The organism is Nitratidesulfovibrio termitidis HI1 (assembly GCF_000504305.1).
GTDB lineage: Bacteria > Desulfobacterota > Desulfovibrionia > Desulfovibrionales > Desulfovibrionaceae > Cupidesulfovibrio > Cupidesulfovibrio termitidis.
Window position 1 is genome coordinate 3,632,077 of record NZ_KI632512.1, and the last position, 15,221, is coordinate 3,647,297.

A 15,221-nucleotide genomic window follows, 5' to 3' on the forward strand; every position below is an offset into this window, starting at 1 on the left:
CACTTGCCACGACAACCTTACTAGGCGACAGTTTGAAAGGCTGTCAAGGTGAAATATTTCACGAATCCGCTTCCATTTCGCGCAACTAGGTGAAATGACGAGCCGCCTGAACGGCCACTCAGCCCTCCTTGCGGCGTCCGTACACGTCGTCAAAGCGAACGATGTCGTCTTCGCCCAAATACGGACCACTTTGGATTTCAATGAGTTCAAGAGGAATGCGCCCCGGGTTGGTCAACCGGTGAAGCGTGGCTTTCGGGATGTCCACCCATTCATTCTCGGTCAGGGTGCGTTCCTCGTTGCCAACTTGCACAAGCGCGGCGCCTTTCGCCACCACCCAGTGTTCGCTGCGGTGATGATGCATCTGCAGCGACAGTCGCGCGCCGGGGTTTACCTCTATGCGCTTGACCTTGCGGCCCGGGCCCTCGTCGAGCACCGTGTAGTTGCCCCAGGGGCGGCGCACGGTAAGGTGCACGTCCACCAGCGGACTTTTTTCGGCCTTCAGCTTCTCCACCACGTCCTTCACCCGCTGCACCTGGTCCTTGGCGCAGATGAGGGTGGCGTCGCGGGTCTGCACGGCAATGACGTTGGAAAGCCCGATGGCCACCAGCTTGCCCCCGCGCGAGAGCAGCAGGCAGTCGTCGCAGTCGAGCGCCATGGTGTCGCCCTGGATCACGCAGCCGCGTTCGTCCTTGGCGCCTAGGCGGTACAGGGCTTCCCAACTGCCCAGATCGTCCCAGCCGAAGTCGGCCTCGACCACGGCGATGCGGTCCACGTGTTCCATGATGCCGTAGTCTATGGATATGGACGGCAGGGTGGAGTAGCCGTGGGTCAGCGGAATGCCGGGGGCCAGGGTGGTGTCCTTGCGGGTGGTCCACCAGGCGGCCAGCGCGGGCTGAAACCGTTCCACGGCGGACAACAGCACGCCACCGTTGAACACGAACATGCCGCTGTTCCAGAAATGCATGCCCTGGCGCAGAAAGTCGCGCGCGGTTTCCAGGTCCGGCTTTTCGACAAAGCCGTCCACGGCGAAGGCGGCGCCTATCGCGGCGGCATCGGCGTTCGGCAGGACTTCACCCCTGCGAATGTAGCCGTAGCCCGTTTCCGGCGTGGTGGGTGGCACCCCGAAGGTGACCGTCCACCCTTCGGCGGCAAGGCCTGCCCCGCGCGTGACGGCGGCGCCCCAGCGGGCCTCGTCGTGCAGTTGATGGTCGGAGGGGAACACCGCCAGCAGGGGGGGCTGGGCTTCGCCTTCCGCTTCCGTGTCGCCCATGGCGGCATCCAGCCCCAGCAGGATGGCGGGCAGGGTGTTGCGGCCCACGGGTTCTGCCAGCACCTGGGTATCCAGCCGTTCGTCCAGGGCGCGGGCCTGGGCGCGCACCTCGAACACGTGCTCCTCGTTGGTCACGATGTGCACCCGTTCTGGCGGGAACAGCGAAAGCACGCGGCGCACGGTCTGCTGCAACAGGGAAAGATCGCCGTTCAGGGCCAGCAGCTGCTTGGGAAACAGCGCCCGTGAAAGAGGCCACAGCCGGGTGCCGGAGCCGCCCGCCAGGATGACGGCATGGCAACGGCCAAGCGCGGCGGATGCGGAAACTGCCGGGGAACAGGCGACCGTGGCGGTGACGTTGGCGGGGGGGATGGTCATGCGTCGGCCTTTGCCTGGGGGGCGGGTTCGAAGATGAACGGCGACTGGAAGTCCCGCAGCCGGGGCAGGCGGCGGTCCTTGTCCGAAAGGATGGGGGTGATGTCCGGCCAGGTGATGCCCAGGTCCGGGTCGTCCCAGGCGATGCCTCCCTCTATTTCGGGGGCGTAGTAAGCATCGACCTTGTACTGGAACTCGGTGCCAGGCGTGAGGGTCATGTACCCGTGGGCGAAACCGCGCGGCACGAACAGCCGCGCGAAGTTGCGTTCGCTCAGTTCGCAGCCGTACCACTTGCCATAGGTGGGCGACCCCACCCGCAGGTCCACGGCCACGTCGTACACGGCGCCGCGAGTGGCCCAGACCAGCTTGGCCTGGGTGGCGGGGGGCAATTGGAAATGCAGCCCGCGCAACACGCCGGGCTGTTCCGACCGGGCGTGATTGTCCTGCACGAATCCGGCGGCAACGCCCAGGCGATCGAACAGTTCGCGGCGGTAGGTTTCGAGAAAGAAGCCGCGCTCGTCCTTGAACACGCGGGGTTCAAGTCGGAGCAGGCCGGGAATGCCGGTTTCGATGATCTGCACGAGGCCTCCGGTGCCTGCGAATGTGGAATTCCCAAAGCGCTTACCCGATTGGGGGGCTTTTTTGAAGCCCCGACGCACGCCAATTCCGCGTCGGGCGCGGATTGCCAAAACCGTTGCCCATGCCCGTGGATTTGGGATACAGAAACGCAATTGTGGTGAACTTCGCAGTCCGTGTTTTATGTATGGATATGCCATGAGCGAGCAAGAGACGGCGTGGAAGGCGCCTGCACAGGGGATGGGAATGGTGTTCGAAGATGCCGGAACGGCACGCGAGGCCGCGCTGGAGGCGGAGATTGCGCAATTGCGGGAAGAACGTGACGCCGCGCGCGCGGCAGAGCGCACCCTGCGCGACATTCTGACCTCCATTCCCGACCTGCTGACGGTGCACGACCGGGCGGAACAGGTGGTGTTCAGCAACTGGCAGGGCGACAACGTGCGCTGGGAGACGCAGGGCGGCGACCAGCACGGCAGAAGCTGCTTCGGGTGCTATTTCCGTGGTGAGAAGTCCTGCGATGCCTGTCAGATAGCAGAGGTGTTCGACACCGGACGCCAGAAGATCATCGAGTTGTACAACCCCGATTCGCGTACCTTCCGTTCCATCACCGTGTTTCCGGTGCGCAACGCCGCCGGTGAGGTGGCCATGGTGGCGGAATACGTGCGCGACGTGACCGAAACCCGCCGCATGGAGCGCGAACTGCGCGTGGCCAAGGAGGCCGCCGAGGCGGCGGACAAGGCCAAGAGCGAGTTCCTGGCCTCCATGAGCCACGAGATACGCACCCCGATGAACGGCGTGCTGGGCATGCTGGACCTGGCGCTGGACACCCCGCTGGACGAGGAACAGCGCGAATTCCTGGAGGCGGCGCAGAATTCCGCCGAATCGCTGCTGGCGCTCATCAACGACATTCTCGACTTTTCCAAGATCGAGGCGGGCATGGTGGAACTGGACAGCCAGGTTTTCCGCCTGCGCAAGCGCCTGTCCACCCTGCACACCATGTTCGTGCACCGGGCCGAGGAAAAGGGCCTGGGTTTTGCCTTTCTGGTGCCGGAAGACGTGCCCGACGGCCTTGTGGGCGACCCCATGCGGCTGCGCCAGGTGCTGGTGAACCTGCTGGACAATGCCCTGAAGTTTACCGAACAGGGCCGCGTTTCGCTTGCCGTGCACGCCGTGGAAGCCACGCCGGAATCGACGCTGCTGGAATTTTCCGTCACAGATTCCGGCCCCGGCATTCTGGACAAGCACCGCGAACATATCTTCGAGCGGTTCGTGCAGGCGGATGGATCGCTGTCGCGCCGTCACAAGGGCACGGGCCTTGGGCTGGCCATCTGCAAACGGCTGGCCCTGCTCATGGGCGGGGACATCCGCGTGGACAGCGCGACGGGGCAGGGCAGCACCTTTCACTTCACGGCCCGCTTCGATACGGCGCGCCTGGAAGGCGAGGAGGCCGCACGCGCGCCGGTGCAGACGCCCGAGCCGGAATGCCGGGCGCGTATCCTGGTGGCGGAAGACCACCCCATGAACCTGATGTTCATCGAGAAATTTCTGCAAAAGCAAGGCTATGAGGTGCAGTCCGTGACGGACGGCAGCGAAGTGGTGCCCGCGCTGCGCAAGCAGGAATTCGATCTGGTGCTGATGGACATCGCCATGCCGGTCATGGACGGCATGGAGGCCACCCGCATGGTGCGGAAGGCCCAGGGCATGGCCACCAGCAGCGGCGTGCCCATCATCGCCATGACCGCCCACGCCATGAAGGGTGACCGCGAGCAGTTTCTGGCGGCGGGCATGGACGACTACATCGGAAAGCCCATCAATTCCGACAATCTGCGCAGCCTGCTGCTGAAGCACATTCAGAAGTGTCGCCGGAACGGGGCAGCGGGCAACGGAGCGGCATAGGTGCAGGCGGCGGGGGCTGGCACTGCGCCCGCGGCATGGGCAGGATGCTTTGCGCCGGGATGTTGTGCCGGGGCGGCGGGCGCCACGCACAGGGTGTGCGCGTTCCCACAGCCTTGACCACCATCGGCGAGGAGGGCATAACCGCCCGGCAGGCTGGGCAACCGTGCATCCCTCATGATGCGCACTGCCCGCTAGTACATTGCGGAAGGGTGGCAGAGTCCGGTTTATTGCGGCGGTCTTGAAAACCGTTGTGGGGGGAACCCCACCGGGGGTTCGAATCCCTCCCCTTCCGCCAGACGCAATTTTTCATGTCCGCGTGAAGGGCGGCCAGCACCTATGGCCGCTCTTTCTTGCTTTCTGCCCCGTCGCCGTTCTGGCGGAGGGTATGCAGCGTTCGCCGACTGCACTAAGCAGCGGGTTGCAGCCAGCTTGCCTGCTGAGTCCGCAAGGACTGCACGGCCAGGCATCTTGCGGAGCCAGGGCCGGGTACAGGAAGATTTCCTGTCGACTCTCGTGCGTGCTGAAATCGCCGGGTAGTGCCGGGTTGCTGTGTCAGACGGAATGCACAAGGAACATGGTATATGAAAAAAGCGTTGATCACCGGGATAACAGGTCAGGATGGCGCATATCTTGCGCGCTTTTTGCTCGACAAGGGATATGAGGTCCATGGCATCAAACGCCGTTCGTCCCTGTTCAATACCCAGCGTGTAGATGCCATCTATCAGGGTGTGCACGTCAAGGGTAAGCGGTTCTTCCTGCATTACGGCGATCTTACGGATAGTACCAACATCATCCGGCTTGTTCAGAAGGTTCAGCCTGACGAGATATACAATCTCGGTGCCCAGAGCCATGTGCAGGTTTCCTTCGAAGCCCCGGAATACACCGCCGATGTCGATGCGCTGGGTACGCTCCGGGTGCTGGAAGCCGTTCGTCTTCTGGGTCTGGAAAGGAAAACCCGCATCTATCAGGCCTCCACGTCCGAATTGTTCGGCCTGGTTCAAGAAGTGCCCCAAAAGGAAACCACGCCGTTTTACCCCCGTTCTCCGTATGCCTGCGCCAAGCTGTACGGATACTGGATTACCGTGAACTACCGCGAGGCGTACGGCATGTACGCCTGCAACGGCATCCTGTTCAACCACGAGTCGCCGTTGCGGGGTGAAACCTTTGTCACCCGCAAGGTGACGCGCGCCCTGCCGCGAATCATTCTGGGCATGGACGACTGCCTGTACATGGGGAACGTCAATGCCCTGCGCGACTGGGGACATGCCCGTGACTACGTGCGGATGATGTGGCTGATGCTTCAGCAGGATGCGCCGGAGGATTTCGTCATCGCTTCGGGCGAACAGCATTCCGTGCGTGAATTCATTGATGAAGCGTCCCGCAGTCTCGGTCTCGCGCTGTCCTGGGAGGGAGCCGGGGTTGAAGAGGTGGCCAGGGTGGCCTCTTTCGACAAGGCCGTTCTGATGGCCCTGCTCGACAGGCAGATGCAGGGCGAGGCTTCGTCCACCAAGGATGCGTTCATGGTGGAAACGCTGGCGGCCATGGAACGCAATCCGTTGCTGAAGCCGGGCAGCGTCGTCGTGCGCATTGATCCGCGCTATTTTCGTCCCACGGAAGTGGAGACGCTGCTCGGCGACGCCTCCATGGCCCGGGAGAAGCTGGGCTGGGAACCGCGCACCACGTTCGGTGAACTTGTCGAGGAAATGGTGGAAGAGGACTTCGCTGCGGCTCGGCGTGACAGCCTGTGCATCCAGGCGGGGTTCGATGTACACGAGGTGCGTGAATGATGCGAAAGGCTCCCCCCATGCAGCCCGCCAGCCGCATCTATGTGGCTGGCCATCGGGGCTTGGTCGGCAGTGCCATTGTTCGCGCCTTGCAGGCGCAAGGATTCAATGACCTCGTTCTCCGCACGCACGCCGAACTGGACCTCTGCGACCAGCATGCGGTTGCCGGATTTTTCGCGGCGGAAAAGCCGGAATACGTGTTTCTGGCGGCCGCCAAGGTGGGCGGCATTCATGCCAACGACACCTATCCCGCAGACTTCATCCGCGACAACCTGCTTATTCAGACGAACATCATTGACGCCGCATATCGCAACGGCTGCAGGAAACTGCTGTTTCTGGGATCCTCCTGCATCTATCCCAAGCTGTGCCCGCAGCCCATCAAGGAAGAGTACCTTCTCACCGGTCCCCTGGAACCGACCAACGAGTGGTACGCCATTGCCAAAATCGCGGGCATCAAGATGTGCCAAGCCTACCGGCGTCAGTACGGGTTTGATGCCATTTCCGCCATGCCGACCAATCTGTACGGTCCGGGCGACAATTACCACCCGGAGAACAGCCATGTGATCCCGGCGTTGATCCGGCGTTTTCATGAAGCGAAGGAGAAGGGGCTGCCGGAAGTGGCCATCTGGGGTACGGGGACGGCACGACGAGAGTTTCTGTACGTGGATGATTTGGCGGATGCTCTCATTCTTATGATGCAAAAATATTCTGCAGCGGGACACATCAACGTGGGCTGCGGTGAAGACGTAACGGTTTTGGGTTTGGCGAAATTGGTGGCTAGGGCTGTGGGCTACACGGGTGCGATAGAAACCGATCCGACAAAACCCGATGGCACGCCCCAAAAGCTGTTGGACGTGAGCCGCCTGAACGGAATGGGCTGGCAGGCGCGGACAGGGATGGGAGAAGGTTTGGCGAAAGCATATGCGTGTTTTTGTGGCCAGATAGGGGCTGGAGCATGAACGGAGATACTTCATTGCTACAATCTCTTCGTGCATTGCTGTGTATTGTGCCGAAATCAGAAAAAAAACGTTTTTTCAGCCTCCTTTTACTCTCCGCCTTGATGGCGTTGTGTGAGTTGCTGATTGCCGGGCTTGTATCTTTGCTTGCTATGGTTTTTGGGTCACCGAAAACTATTCACAGCTACAACCCGATGCTATGGATTCGGCAGCATGCGAATTTTACTTTTTGGGAAGATGTCCGTTTGTTCGCGCTTGCAGTTCTGGTTTTTGTTTTTATTGCAATCGCTTTGAAAAATATTTTGCTGATTATACAGCAGTGGAACATTTCCAGTTTTTCAGAATCTATAGGAAAAGTCGCTAAGGAGCGGGTTTTTAGGTTTTATCTGCGTGCTCCATATATGTGGATCATGCGTACTGGGGTGTCGGATTTGCGGTTTGGGCTTCACGCCAGCAATCAGTTGTCGCTGTCTGTACTTGCCGCTTTGCAGATATTTGCAAATGTGTTGCTGATGGGGGGGCTGCTTGCGGGGTTGATGGCTGTCTCACCGGTTACATCACTGATGCTTTTGGGTGTGTTGGGGGGGGGAGGGGCTGTCATTATGAAAACTATCCGGGTTTCTTTAGATAGACTTTCTCAAGCCTCATTCGGGGCGGACAGCACTGTACACAAGATTACCCACCTTGCGCTCCACGGTTTGAAGGAAATGCGGCTTTATGGGCGGGATGCTGAGCTTTTAGCTTCTTATGAGAATGGGCTATCTGCTTACCGTCGGGCTAAGGTTCACGCTCAAACATGGCAGAGGGTCCCGGTTGCTTGCCTAGAAAGCTTGGGAGTTGGGTCGTTGTTGTGTGTCATGCTCTATTTGCTTTTTGTGCAACACTTAGACATACATAGAATTTCAGGAATTGTGGGGTTTGTGGCTGCGGCGGCATGGCGCGGATTGCCTGTGGCCAGCAGGCTTGTGGATTCCATTGTGGTCATGCGACAAGGGGGGCCGTATCTGCATGCGGTTGCACAGCTTCTTGAGCTTGAGAAGACTATGGAACCGTCGTTGCTGTATTCACAAGTGGCCGATAAGTCTTCCGTTTCGTATCAGAGCAGCATTGTGTTTGACAAGGTAACATTTCAATACCCAGGTGCGACTGCACCCGCAATTCGCGATGTAAGCTTGGTAATGCCAAAAGGAACAACTATTGGCATTGTTGGCGTTTCGGGTTCAGGAAAAAGCACTCTTGTGAACTTGCTGACGGGTCTACTTCAGCCGAATTCCGGAAGTGTACGTATTGATGGTGTTCCTCTGTGCAGGGAGAATTTTTCGACATGGCTTCAGTATGTAGGTTATGTCGCCCAAGCCCCATATATTTTTGATGCATCTCTAGCAGAGAACATAGGCCTTGTGTGCTGGGGAGAGGATGTTGACAGGGAGCGTGTTTTAGAATGTTGTCGTATGGCGTCTCTCGATTTTGTGGACGACTTAGAGGATGGAATCGACACAATTCTAGGTGACCGAGGTACGCGTCTTTCTGGTGGCCAAGCGCAACGAGTTGCCATTGCAAGAGCTTTATATGCTTCACCTGAACTCATTATCTTTGATGAAGCAACAAGTGCGCTTGATATGAAGAACGAAAAAGCGATTATTGAAACGATACTGTCGTTACGGAGTCAAGTTACAATGATTATTATCGCTCACCGTTTGACTACGGTTGAAGGATGTGACCATGTAATTTGGCTTGATAAAGGCAGTGTGCGTGCGGCTGGTGAAAGTGTCGCGGTCTTGGCTGAATATAGGGAGTCATTACACGCTGCTGAGCAGATCGAATATTGTGATAGGTAAAGACGGGGCAGTGGATTCAACACATAAGGGCGCGTTCTGCTAGGCGAAACATTCTAGCCGATTCGCTGGCCAGGTAGGCAGAGAATGTCTGCGAGGAGTTCTGCGATGTGTGGCTGTGCAAAATTAAGAATTAGGTGGTTCATGCTGAAGTTGCTGCAAAGATTATATCCCTCTTTGCTAAGCGACATTCCCGTTCGAGCTATCGTCTTGTCTAAGGTGGTGTTAGGACTCGGCGTGCGAGTGGAGAGGATGGCAGAAGTTGGAGTCTGGCGTGGGCATAGCAGCGCCGGTTTTTTGCGACTTTTGTCTACAGTCAAAGAGTGCTTTTTAATTGATTCGTGGGCGGCGTACGATGGTTACATTTCGTCTGGTGACAGTAAAGTAAACTCCAATCTCTCTGTCGATAAAAAAATCTGTGAGGATCGTGTTTCATTTTTTGGCGGTAAGGTTGAAGTTTGCCACGGATTTTCCGAGGATGTTGCCGACAGAATTCCTGATAAGTCTTTGGATTTTGTTTTTATAGATGCAAATCATAGCTATGAGTATGTTAAGCGTGATATTCTAATATGGAAGCGAAAGGTACGGCTTGGAGGTGTTTTGGCGGGGCATGATATAGATGCCCCTGCATTCCCTGGTGTTAGGAGAGCGGTTGAAGAGAGTATAGCTGGTAAAATCAATACTGGTGATGATGCTGTTTGGTGGACTGTTGTTGCCTGATGCGACCTGCCTGTCTTTAAAGGAGGCGTGATGTGTTAAAGCGTGAGTCCTCACGGGTCGGAGCGTATGTTACAACGGACAATAATTATGTTGAATATGCGGTGATAGCGCTCCAATCTTTTCGTAGATTTTTCCCAGGTTTGGATGCTTTTATTGTTACTGACGAAGAGGGGTTAAGTTGTGAAAACCGTGGATTGCTGCAGAAGCATTCGATAGGCGTACTCAATGGTGAGTGGTATAGGAATTTTTCAACAATAAGACCCAAGTGGCCTCCGATTGTTTATGCAATGCTTGAGGGGCCAAGTCTGTTGTATAAGGCTGGGTATCAATATTCTATAGGGCTTGACGCAGATGTTATATGTCTGCGTTCCTTTGATCTTGATGCGATTGTTCGGCAAATTCATAACTTTGCAGGTATTGCCAATCAGGAATCCATTTTTTTAAATTTCACTGACCGGATTCGACTGCATGAATTTCTCAAGCGAGTGCATGGTCAGGATTTTGAAATAAGCAGCATCGAGTCGCTGGTAAATCCTAATACAGGTGTCGTGTTTTGGAATAATGCGTGGGCTGATGGGTACGATCTCTGTGCAAAGGCTAAATTTTGCTATGACAATCTAAAAGATTTGCTTATCGCAGTGGATCAATCTTTGCTTGCTGCGGTTATAGCAACGTATGGATTGAGATATACAGTGCTGGGCCACGAATATAATTATCGGCTGGGTAACGTTTGGGATCAGAGATTATCGTTACTTAAGGAGCAGATTAAGGTCGTTCACTTTACTGGTCCTAAGCCTTGGGGGAGATATCCTATTGCTTCCCTAGCTTTGCTTCGTGCTTATTTTCGACAGCGTTTTTTTCGAAAGCAGTGGAGATTGATCCGCAGGGAGTTATATGGCGATAAACCGATACGGTAACACGGTGGAGGTTTCTGGAGTTGTAAGGCTTCCATGTCTGTTTCGGGATATGTGTGTCGTTGCCTGAGCGCAGGGAGTGCGGCATGCTGGTGAAATAATTGATAAGTTTAAGGATGGCCCCGAACGGGCTATTCTTATGGCGCGAATGGTGCTTGGAGGTTGTTAGCAGAGAAGGGGGGGGCGGACAATTGTGTTTGTGGGCCACAATATGAGTGTAATTTCTGCACTATGCTCCACATCGCTGCTGGTGGAGTGGGTAAATTGTTTTTTCCGGTGACACCGCAGCTTGTCAGTATGTGTATGTGGAGTCGTAGGAAACCAGGAAAGAGACTGGGTGGCATGCCGAAGGTGAGTGTTGTAACGTGAAATAGTTTTTCCCTCCAAGGCATGATTTAACACCTAGGGTGTCTTTTTCAGTAGAAAATGTTCGCACAAATCTGCTCTGGATTTCTGTGAGAGGCGGGATGCTTGCTCCAAGAGTGGAGTGGAAGTTGGTTCATTAAACGTATATGTGAGGGGACATGTTAAAAAAAATAATGTCTTGCTTGTTGAGGTGCACTGCCATCCCAGGGGAAATGTGTAAACACTCGCGTCATTCTTTCTATCCTGTTAGTGGAACATGTCAGGTTCCCAGGTTGGGTGATATTTATGAGCTTTTTTGGGGAGAGAAGAGTGACGGCGTTTTTGTGGAGGTAGGTGCATTCGATGGGGAGTATGCAAGCAATACCTCTTGTCTTGCTGACATTGGGTGGAAGGGGCTTTACATTGAGCCGATTGCTTCACATTTTGAAGAGTGCGTTGCGCGACATGCTAAGAATGCAAGTACAAAGGTTATCCATACGGGCATAGCATCAATCTCTGGAGATAAAGAAATTCATTCCCTTGGTCCTTTGTCTACACTCGATAAATGCAGTTATGAAAATCTGAACAATATGGAATGGTCCAAAAAATATGCATCATGTAAAGATACTGAAGTTGTCTCTTTGATGCGACTTGAAGATGTTTTAGTTAAGGAAAATATTGTTCCAGGGTTCGATCTGCTGGTTGTTGATGTAGAAGGGTATGAAGTAGATGTTTTTAAAAGTTTTTCCTTGAATGAATGGAAGCCTTCAATGATGATTGTTGAGCTTCACGATGTTTCACCAAATTACAAGCAGCTTCATAATGATTTAAGAGAATTGTATAGTTCGATTCTTGCGTGCGATTATGTTGTTATCTATAAAGATTTTACAAATACAATTTTTGTTAAGTCTAGTATGTATAAATAAGGTGGGTAACTGGCGTGATGGGCTTGTTATTAATAGCCTGTGTCGCGAAAAGGATTATCGTTATGGAGTTAATGTTGTGAACGTCCTTCCAAGTCTGTTCAGGTATATGTGTGTCGTTGTCTGGGCGCATGGATTGCGGTATGTTGATGAAATAATTGCTAAGCTTGAGGATGACCCCGATTGGACTATTCTTATGGCGAGAATGGTGCGAGGATTTTCTCCAGAAACATTCATTTTGAAAGTGTACGGGTGTGATACTTATCCCCTAGAGCATTTGTATGACAAGATTCGGTATTTGAAGCTACTGCCAGGTAACGCGCTTTTTATTTTTGTTAAATGTCATAATACAGACGGTAGAGTTATGGGGTCAGGGGCCTTTCGAGCGTGGCAAGCTGACAAGATGGTCACATTTAAGCGCTATTTTCGCGAGAAATATAATCCGCGCAATCCTGACGGAAGCACGGGGCATGATCATGTAATTCATGGAACTGACAACGAAAGTCAAACGGATTACATGCTAAAGCTGCTAGGTTATGCTGATGGTATTCGTATTTTTGAAAGAGAGGTGCCATTTGCAATGCCTCACCATATTCAGTGGACGGGAAAGTATCGACTTACCAGCCTGCCGTTAGCCTCTTTACGGGCCAATATTTTGTTCCGCGATGAAGGTCATGTGGTGAGCCGTTTTGTGCGGCTTGAAGAGACGCCGCAATATTTGGGTGTTACCGTGCCTGATATCTACAAAAAATACCTAGAGGAGTTTCAATACACATATTTATGCGATCATTATTCCCATAGGAAGTATTCAGCACTGCAATTGGTCGATATTGTGAGATTGCTAAGAAAGAATCCGGTCCTTGTTCGCCGCAGCGGGGACAACTATGCTCTTTTGGACGGAGTGCACAGGGCTTCAGTTGCGTTGGCGAAAGGGGTTCAAACCATTCCGGCGGTAATTGTGTAATGAATATTGATATTCTTGAGTATTTGTCATTGCTGGATAATTATGTTGTTCTACGGCGTTCGGATGTTTTTCCAGAAATTCGCTTTGGAGGAGATGTTGACCTCCTTGTTGAAGATAGGGATAACGCGGAGAAGATTTTTGTAGAGCATTTTCTGCAAGCAGATGTCGATGCCTACTCTATACAGGTCGAGCGGAGAGCAGGGCACACGCACATTGATGTGTTCATGGAAAATGTACTTTTTGTCCGTTTCGACCTGATTGATTCTTTTGCGTTTCTTAGCAGGATTCATGTCAAGCCTGGGTTTACTGCACATGCTTTGACGAATAAAATAAGTGAGATTATTGATGGAAAGGTAATTTTTTTCCCAGCACAGCTTGATGATCTTCTTATCCGGTATTTGGAGTATATAGAATATTTTGAAACTATTCCGACGAAAGAGAAGCATTTGGCATATGTGTTAAAGCATGCTGAAACCGTTTCGTGGTCGGATTTCATCAATCATGTGCATAGGTTTACCAAGTTAATTCACGATGCCTACGTAGAAAATTCTAACAAGAAAGACGCATGCTGCATCGGAGTAGGATTTAGGAAGCGTCTTGACTCCGTTATCAGGTGTCTCTCCCCTACGCTAAGAGAGCAATTAAAGAAAGTATATCATTTTCTGAGAGGTTGCATATGACCTCCCATGTGGTTGTCGCTGCCATTCGCGGCGGACTAGGGAACCAGATGTTTCAGTATGCTGCCGGGCGGGCACTGGCCTCGCGTCTTGGTGTTGAGTTGAAGCTTGATCTGTCTTGGTTTTCCTCTGTCCCCTGTGGCGCTACGCCTCGTCGCTTTATGCTCGATGCGTTTCCAAATATTAACATAGTCGAGGCAACTGGGCGTGAATGTGAGAGTTTGATTTATGCCCCCGGCAGTTTTTTTGCTCGCCTGTTACGTTGGCCCCGTCGCTATGCCCAGAGTTATTATGTAGAGCCCCACTTTGGGTATTGGGAAGGCTTTGAGCAAATTGTTTCGCCCGCATATCTTTTGGGTTACTGGCAAAACGAACGTTATTTCAGCGGCTTTGCCGAGATCATACGGCATGATTTTGGTTTTCCTCCCTTGCCTTCTGGTGTGGTCAAGGAGGTTGCTGGCCATATTCGTGGCTCCCGTCATGCTGTGGCCGTGCATATTCGCAGAGGCGATTACGTCTCCAATCCTTCGACTTTTCAGTGGCACGGCCTGTGTGTTTTGGACTATTATTATGCTGCGCTAGAAGTAATTGCAGCACAAATTGGTTCCGCACCGGAATTGTTTCTTTTTAGTGATGACCCAGGTTGGGTGCGTGAAAATTTTGATACACGCGGCATGTCTTCTGTTGTCTTGGATTTTCAGGCGCATGTTGATGCTCCTTGTTATGATATGCATCTTATGAGTCTATGCACGCACCATGTTATCGCGAATAGCTCTTTTTCTTGGTGGGGGGCTTGGCTTTCAGGTGGGAATGGGGTTATCTGTGCGCCCAATCGGTGGTTTGCTGATGAAAGAAGAAAATATGACAACCCTTCTCCATATGCTTGGGTACGGCTATGACATTGCCTGCTGTTACTGTGCTGATGTCTGTCTATAATGGTGACGCTTGGCTGTGTGAAGCGGTAGAGAGCATCTTGGGGCAGACGTTCACGGGTTTTGAATTTTTCATCATTGATGACGCATCCACTGACGCCTCTTTCGAAATTTTAGCTAGATATGCTGATAGGGACAGCCGTATCCGGCTGTTTCGCAATGAAGCGAGTCTCGGGCTGGCTGCGAGCTTGAATGAATGTCTGCCCTTAGTGCAAACGCCCTATATTGCCCGTATGGATGCGGACGATATCGCCCTGCCGAGTCGGTTTGCGAGGCAGTTGCATTTTTTGGAACGCCATCAAGAAATTTCTGTTTGCGGCGCGTGGATCGAGTGTTTCGGTGTAAGTGTCGGCATCGGACGGAGACCGGTTGAGCATGGAGCCATCACCGCCAGCCTGTTGTTTTTTAATCCGATAGCCCACCCCACGGTTATGGCGCGTACCGCGGCACTGCAACGCGTTCAGTACGACCCGGCCTTCGCACGGGCCCAAGATTACGAACTCTGGTCTCGCATGATTCTTGATCACGGTCTCCGGTTTCACAATTTGCCGGTGGTACTACTGCGGTACAGGACGCATCCCTCTGATTATTTTCTGCCTTGGCACGTGGAAATTCTACGGCGTAATGTTCAGCGACTTGGAATTAAACCTTCCGACAGGGAGCTGAGACTGCATGAGGCACTGTCTCTGGGCAGGTACGCAGAAGCGATGCGCGAATCAAGGCTGGAGGATGTTGTTAATTGGTTGAACACTTTGTTCGCAGCCAGCGTGGCTACGAGCCTTGTTGCGACAAGGATGTTTGAGCCAGTGTTGCAATACTCATTTTTACAGTGCCTGTCATACGCGCCATTGAAGGTTATTTGGCGGGTCATGCCTTTTGTGCGGTTTGTTTCGCAAAGCAGGATGAGGTTTTGGGGGCGCATGGCTCGGTGTGTTTTGAAAAAAACTTTGTGTCATGACTAGGAAGGTGGTGTTCACCGGAGTTTTTTGGAGACTAACGAGTAGAGATATTCTATTAAATGATCAAATCTGAATTCGTTTCACCGCGCGGGATCCGG

The 15,221-nt window shown here is 53.4% G+C and carries 13 protein-coding genes and 1 tRNA gene; 12 read left to right on the plus strand and 2 right to left on the minus strand.

Annotated elements, in window-relative coordinates; genetic code table 11:
• Positions 1 to 118: 118 nt before the first annotated feature.
• Both DESTE_RS14485 and rfbC read right to left on the minus strand, forming a co-directional pair.
• A complete protein-coding gene (locus DESTE_RS14485; RefSeq protein WP_156925380.1) occupies positions 119 to 1,645 on the minus strand; it encodes a mannose-1-phosphate guanylyltransferase/mannose-6-phosphate isomerase in 1,527 nt (508 codons plus the stop codon).
• Positions 1,642 to 2,223 (minus strand): dTDP-4-dehydrorhamnose 3,5-epimerase, encoded by a 582-nt coding sequence (gene rfbC, locus DESTE_RS14490; protein ID WP_035068302.1) that lies wholly within the window; start codon positions 2,221 to 2,223, stop codon positions 1,642 to 1,644. Before rfbC ends, DESTE_RS14485 begins: the two co-directional genes overlap by 4 nt.
• A gap of 241 nt (positions 2,224 to 2,464) precedes the next feature.
• Between rfbC and DESTE_RS14495 the strand changes: the two genes are divergently transcribed.
• The 12 genes from DESTE_RS14495 (at position 2,465) to DESTE_RS17320 (ending at position 15,126) form a co-directional block, all read left to right on the plus strand.
• The gene (locus DESTE_RS14495; protein ID WP_035068303.1) at positions 2,465 to 4,114 is read left to right on the plus strand and encodes a response regulator; all 1,650 of its coding nucleotides are present in this window, start codon (positions 2,465 to 2,467) and stop codon (positions 4,112 to 4,114) included.
• 203 nt (positions 4,115 to 4,317) lie between these two features.
• Positions 4,318 to 4,409: transfer RNA gene (locus DESTE_RS14500), tRNA-Ser, on the plus strand.
• Positions 4,410 to 4,695: 286 nt separating this feature from the next.
• Entirely contained in the window at positions 4,696 to 5,901 is a 1,206-nt protein-coding gene (gene gmd / locus DESTE_RS14505) for a GDP-mannose 4,6-dehydratase (RefSeq protein ID WP_035068304.1), read from the plus strand.
• 17 nt (positions 5,902 to 5,918) lie between these two features.
• Entirely contained in the window at positions 5,919 to 6,857 is a 939-nt protein-coding gene (gene fcl, locus DESTE_RS14510; RefSeq protein ID WP_035068305.1) for a GDP-L-fucose synthase, read from the plus strand.
• On the plus strand, positions 6,854 to 8,692 hold the full coding sequence (locus tag DESTE_RS14515) for an ABC transporter ATP-binding protein (protein ID WP_051384488.1): 1,839 nt from the start codon (positions 6,854 to 6,856) through the stop codon (positions 8,690 to 8,692). Before fcl ends, DESTE_RS14515 begins: the two co-directional genes overlap by 4 nt.
• Before the next feature lie 141 nt (positions 8,693 to 8,833).
• Positions 8,834 to 9,409, plus strand: coding sequence for a class I SAM-dependent methyltransferase (locus DESTE_RS17730; RefSeq protein ID WP_198015367.1), 576 nt, complete (start codon positions 8,834 to 8,836; stop codon positions 9,407 to 9,409).
• A gap of 32 nt (positions 9,410 to 9,441) precedes the next feature.
• Entirely contained in the window at positions 9,442 to 10,326 is an 885-nt protein-coding gene (locus tag DESTE_RS18100; protein WP_156925381.1) for a glycosyltransferase family protein, read from the plus strand.
• Positions 10,327 to 10,961: 635 nt separating this feature from the next.
• A complete protein-coding gene (locus DESTE_RS17735) occupies positions 10,962 to 11,594 on the plus strand; it encodes an FkbM family methyltransferase (protein WP_198015368.1) in 633 nt (210 codons plus the stop codon).
• Position 11,595: 1 nt separating this feature from the next.
• Complete coding sequence (locus DESTE_RS18105) at positions 11,596 to 12,555, plus strand: hypothetical protein (protein WP_156925382.1); 960 nt, start codon at positions 11,596 to 11,598, stop codon at positions 12,553 to 12,555.
• A complete protein-coding gene (locus DESTE_RS18110) occupies positions 12,555 to 13,235 on the plus strand; it encodes a hypothetical protein (RefSeq protein ID WP_156925383.1) in 681 nt (226 codons plus the stop codon). Before DESTE_RS18105 ends, DESTE_RS18110 begins: the two co-directional genes overlap by 1 nt.
• Complete coding sequence (locus DESTE_RS17740; RefSeq protein ID WP_084559486.1) at positions 13,232 to 14,131, plus strand: alpha-1,2-fucosyltransferase; 900 nt, start codon at positions 13,232 to 13,234, stop codon at positions 14,129 to 14,131. Before DESTE_RS18110 ends, DESTE_RS17740 begins: the two co-directional genes overlap by 4 nt.
• Positions 14,128 to 15,126, plus strand: a complete 999-nt coding sequence (locus DESTE_RS17320; RefSeq protein ID WP_084559487.1) for a glycosyltransferase — start codon at positions 14,128 to 14,130, stop codon at positions 15,124 to 15,126. The genes DESTE_RS17740 and DESTE_RS17320 overlap by 4 nt, the downstream gene beginning before the upstream one ends.
• The last annotated feature ends 95 nt before the right edge of the window (positions 15,127 to 15,221 follow it).

Coding starts and splice junctions, on each gene's coding strand:
- DESTE_RS14485 (WP_156925380.1), bottom strand. CDS start 1,645: ATGACCATCCCCCCCGCCAACGTCACCGCCACGGTCGCCTGTTCCCCG.
- DESTE_RS14495 (WP_035068303.1), top strand. CDS start 2,465: ATGGTGTTCGAAGATGCCGGAACGGCACGCGAGGCCGCGCTGGAGGCG.
- gmd (WP_035068304.1), top strand. CDS start 4,696: ATGAAAAAAGCGTTGATCACCGGGATAACAGGTCAGGATGGCGCATAT.
- fcl (WP_035068305.1), top strand. CDS start 5,919: ATGCAGCCCGCCAGCCGCATCTATGTGGCTGGCCATCGGGGCTTGGTC.
- DESTE_RS14515 (WP_051384488.1), top strand. CDS start 6,854: ATGAACGGAGATACTTCATTGCTACAATCTCTTCGTGCATTGCTGTGT.
- DESTE_RS17730 (WP_198015367.1), top strand. CDS start 8,834: ATGCTGAAGTTGCTGCAAAGATTATATCCCTCTTTGCTAAGCGACATT.
- DESTE_RS18110 (WP_156925383.1), top strand. CDS start 12,555: ATGAATATTGATATTCTTGAGTATTTGTCATTGCTGGATAATTATGTT.
- DESTE_RS17740 (WP_084559486.1), top strand. CDS start 13,232: ATGACCTCCCATGTGGTTGTCGCTGCCATTCGCGGCGGACTAGGGAAC.
- DESTE_RS17320 (WP_084559487.1), top strand. CDS start 14,128: ATGACATTGCCTGCTGTTACTGTGCTGATGTCTGTCTATAATGGTGAC.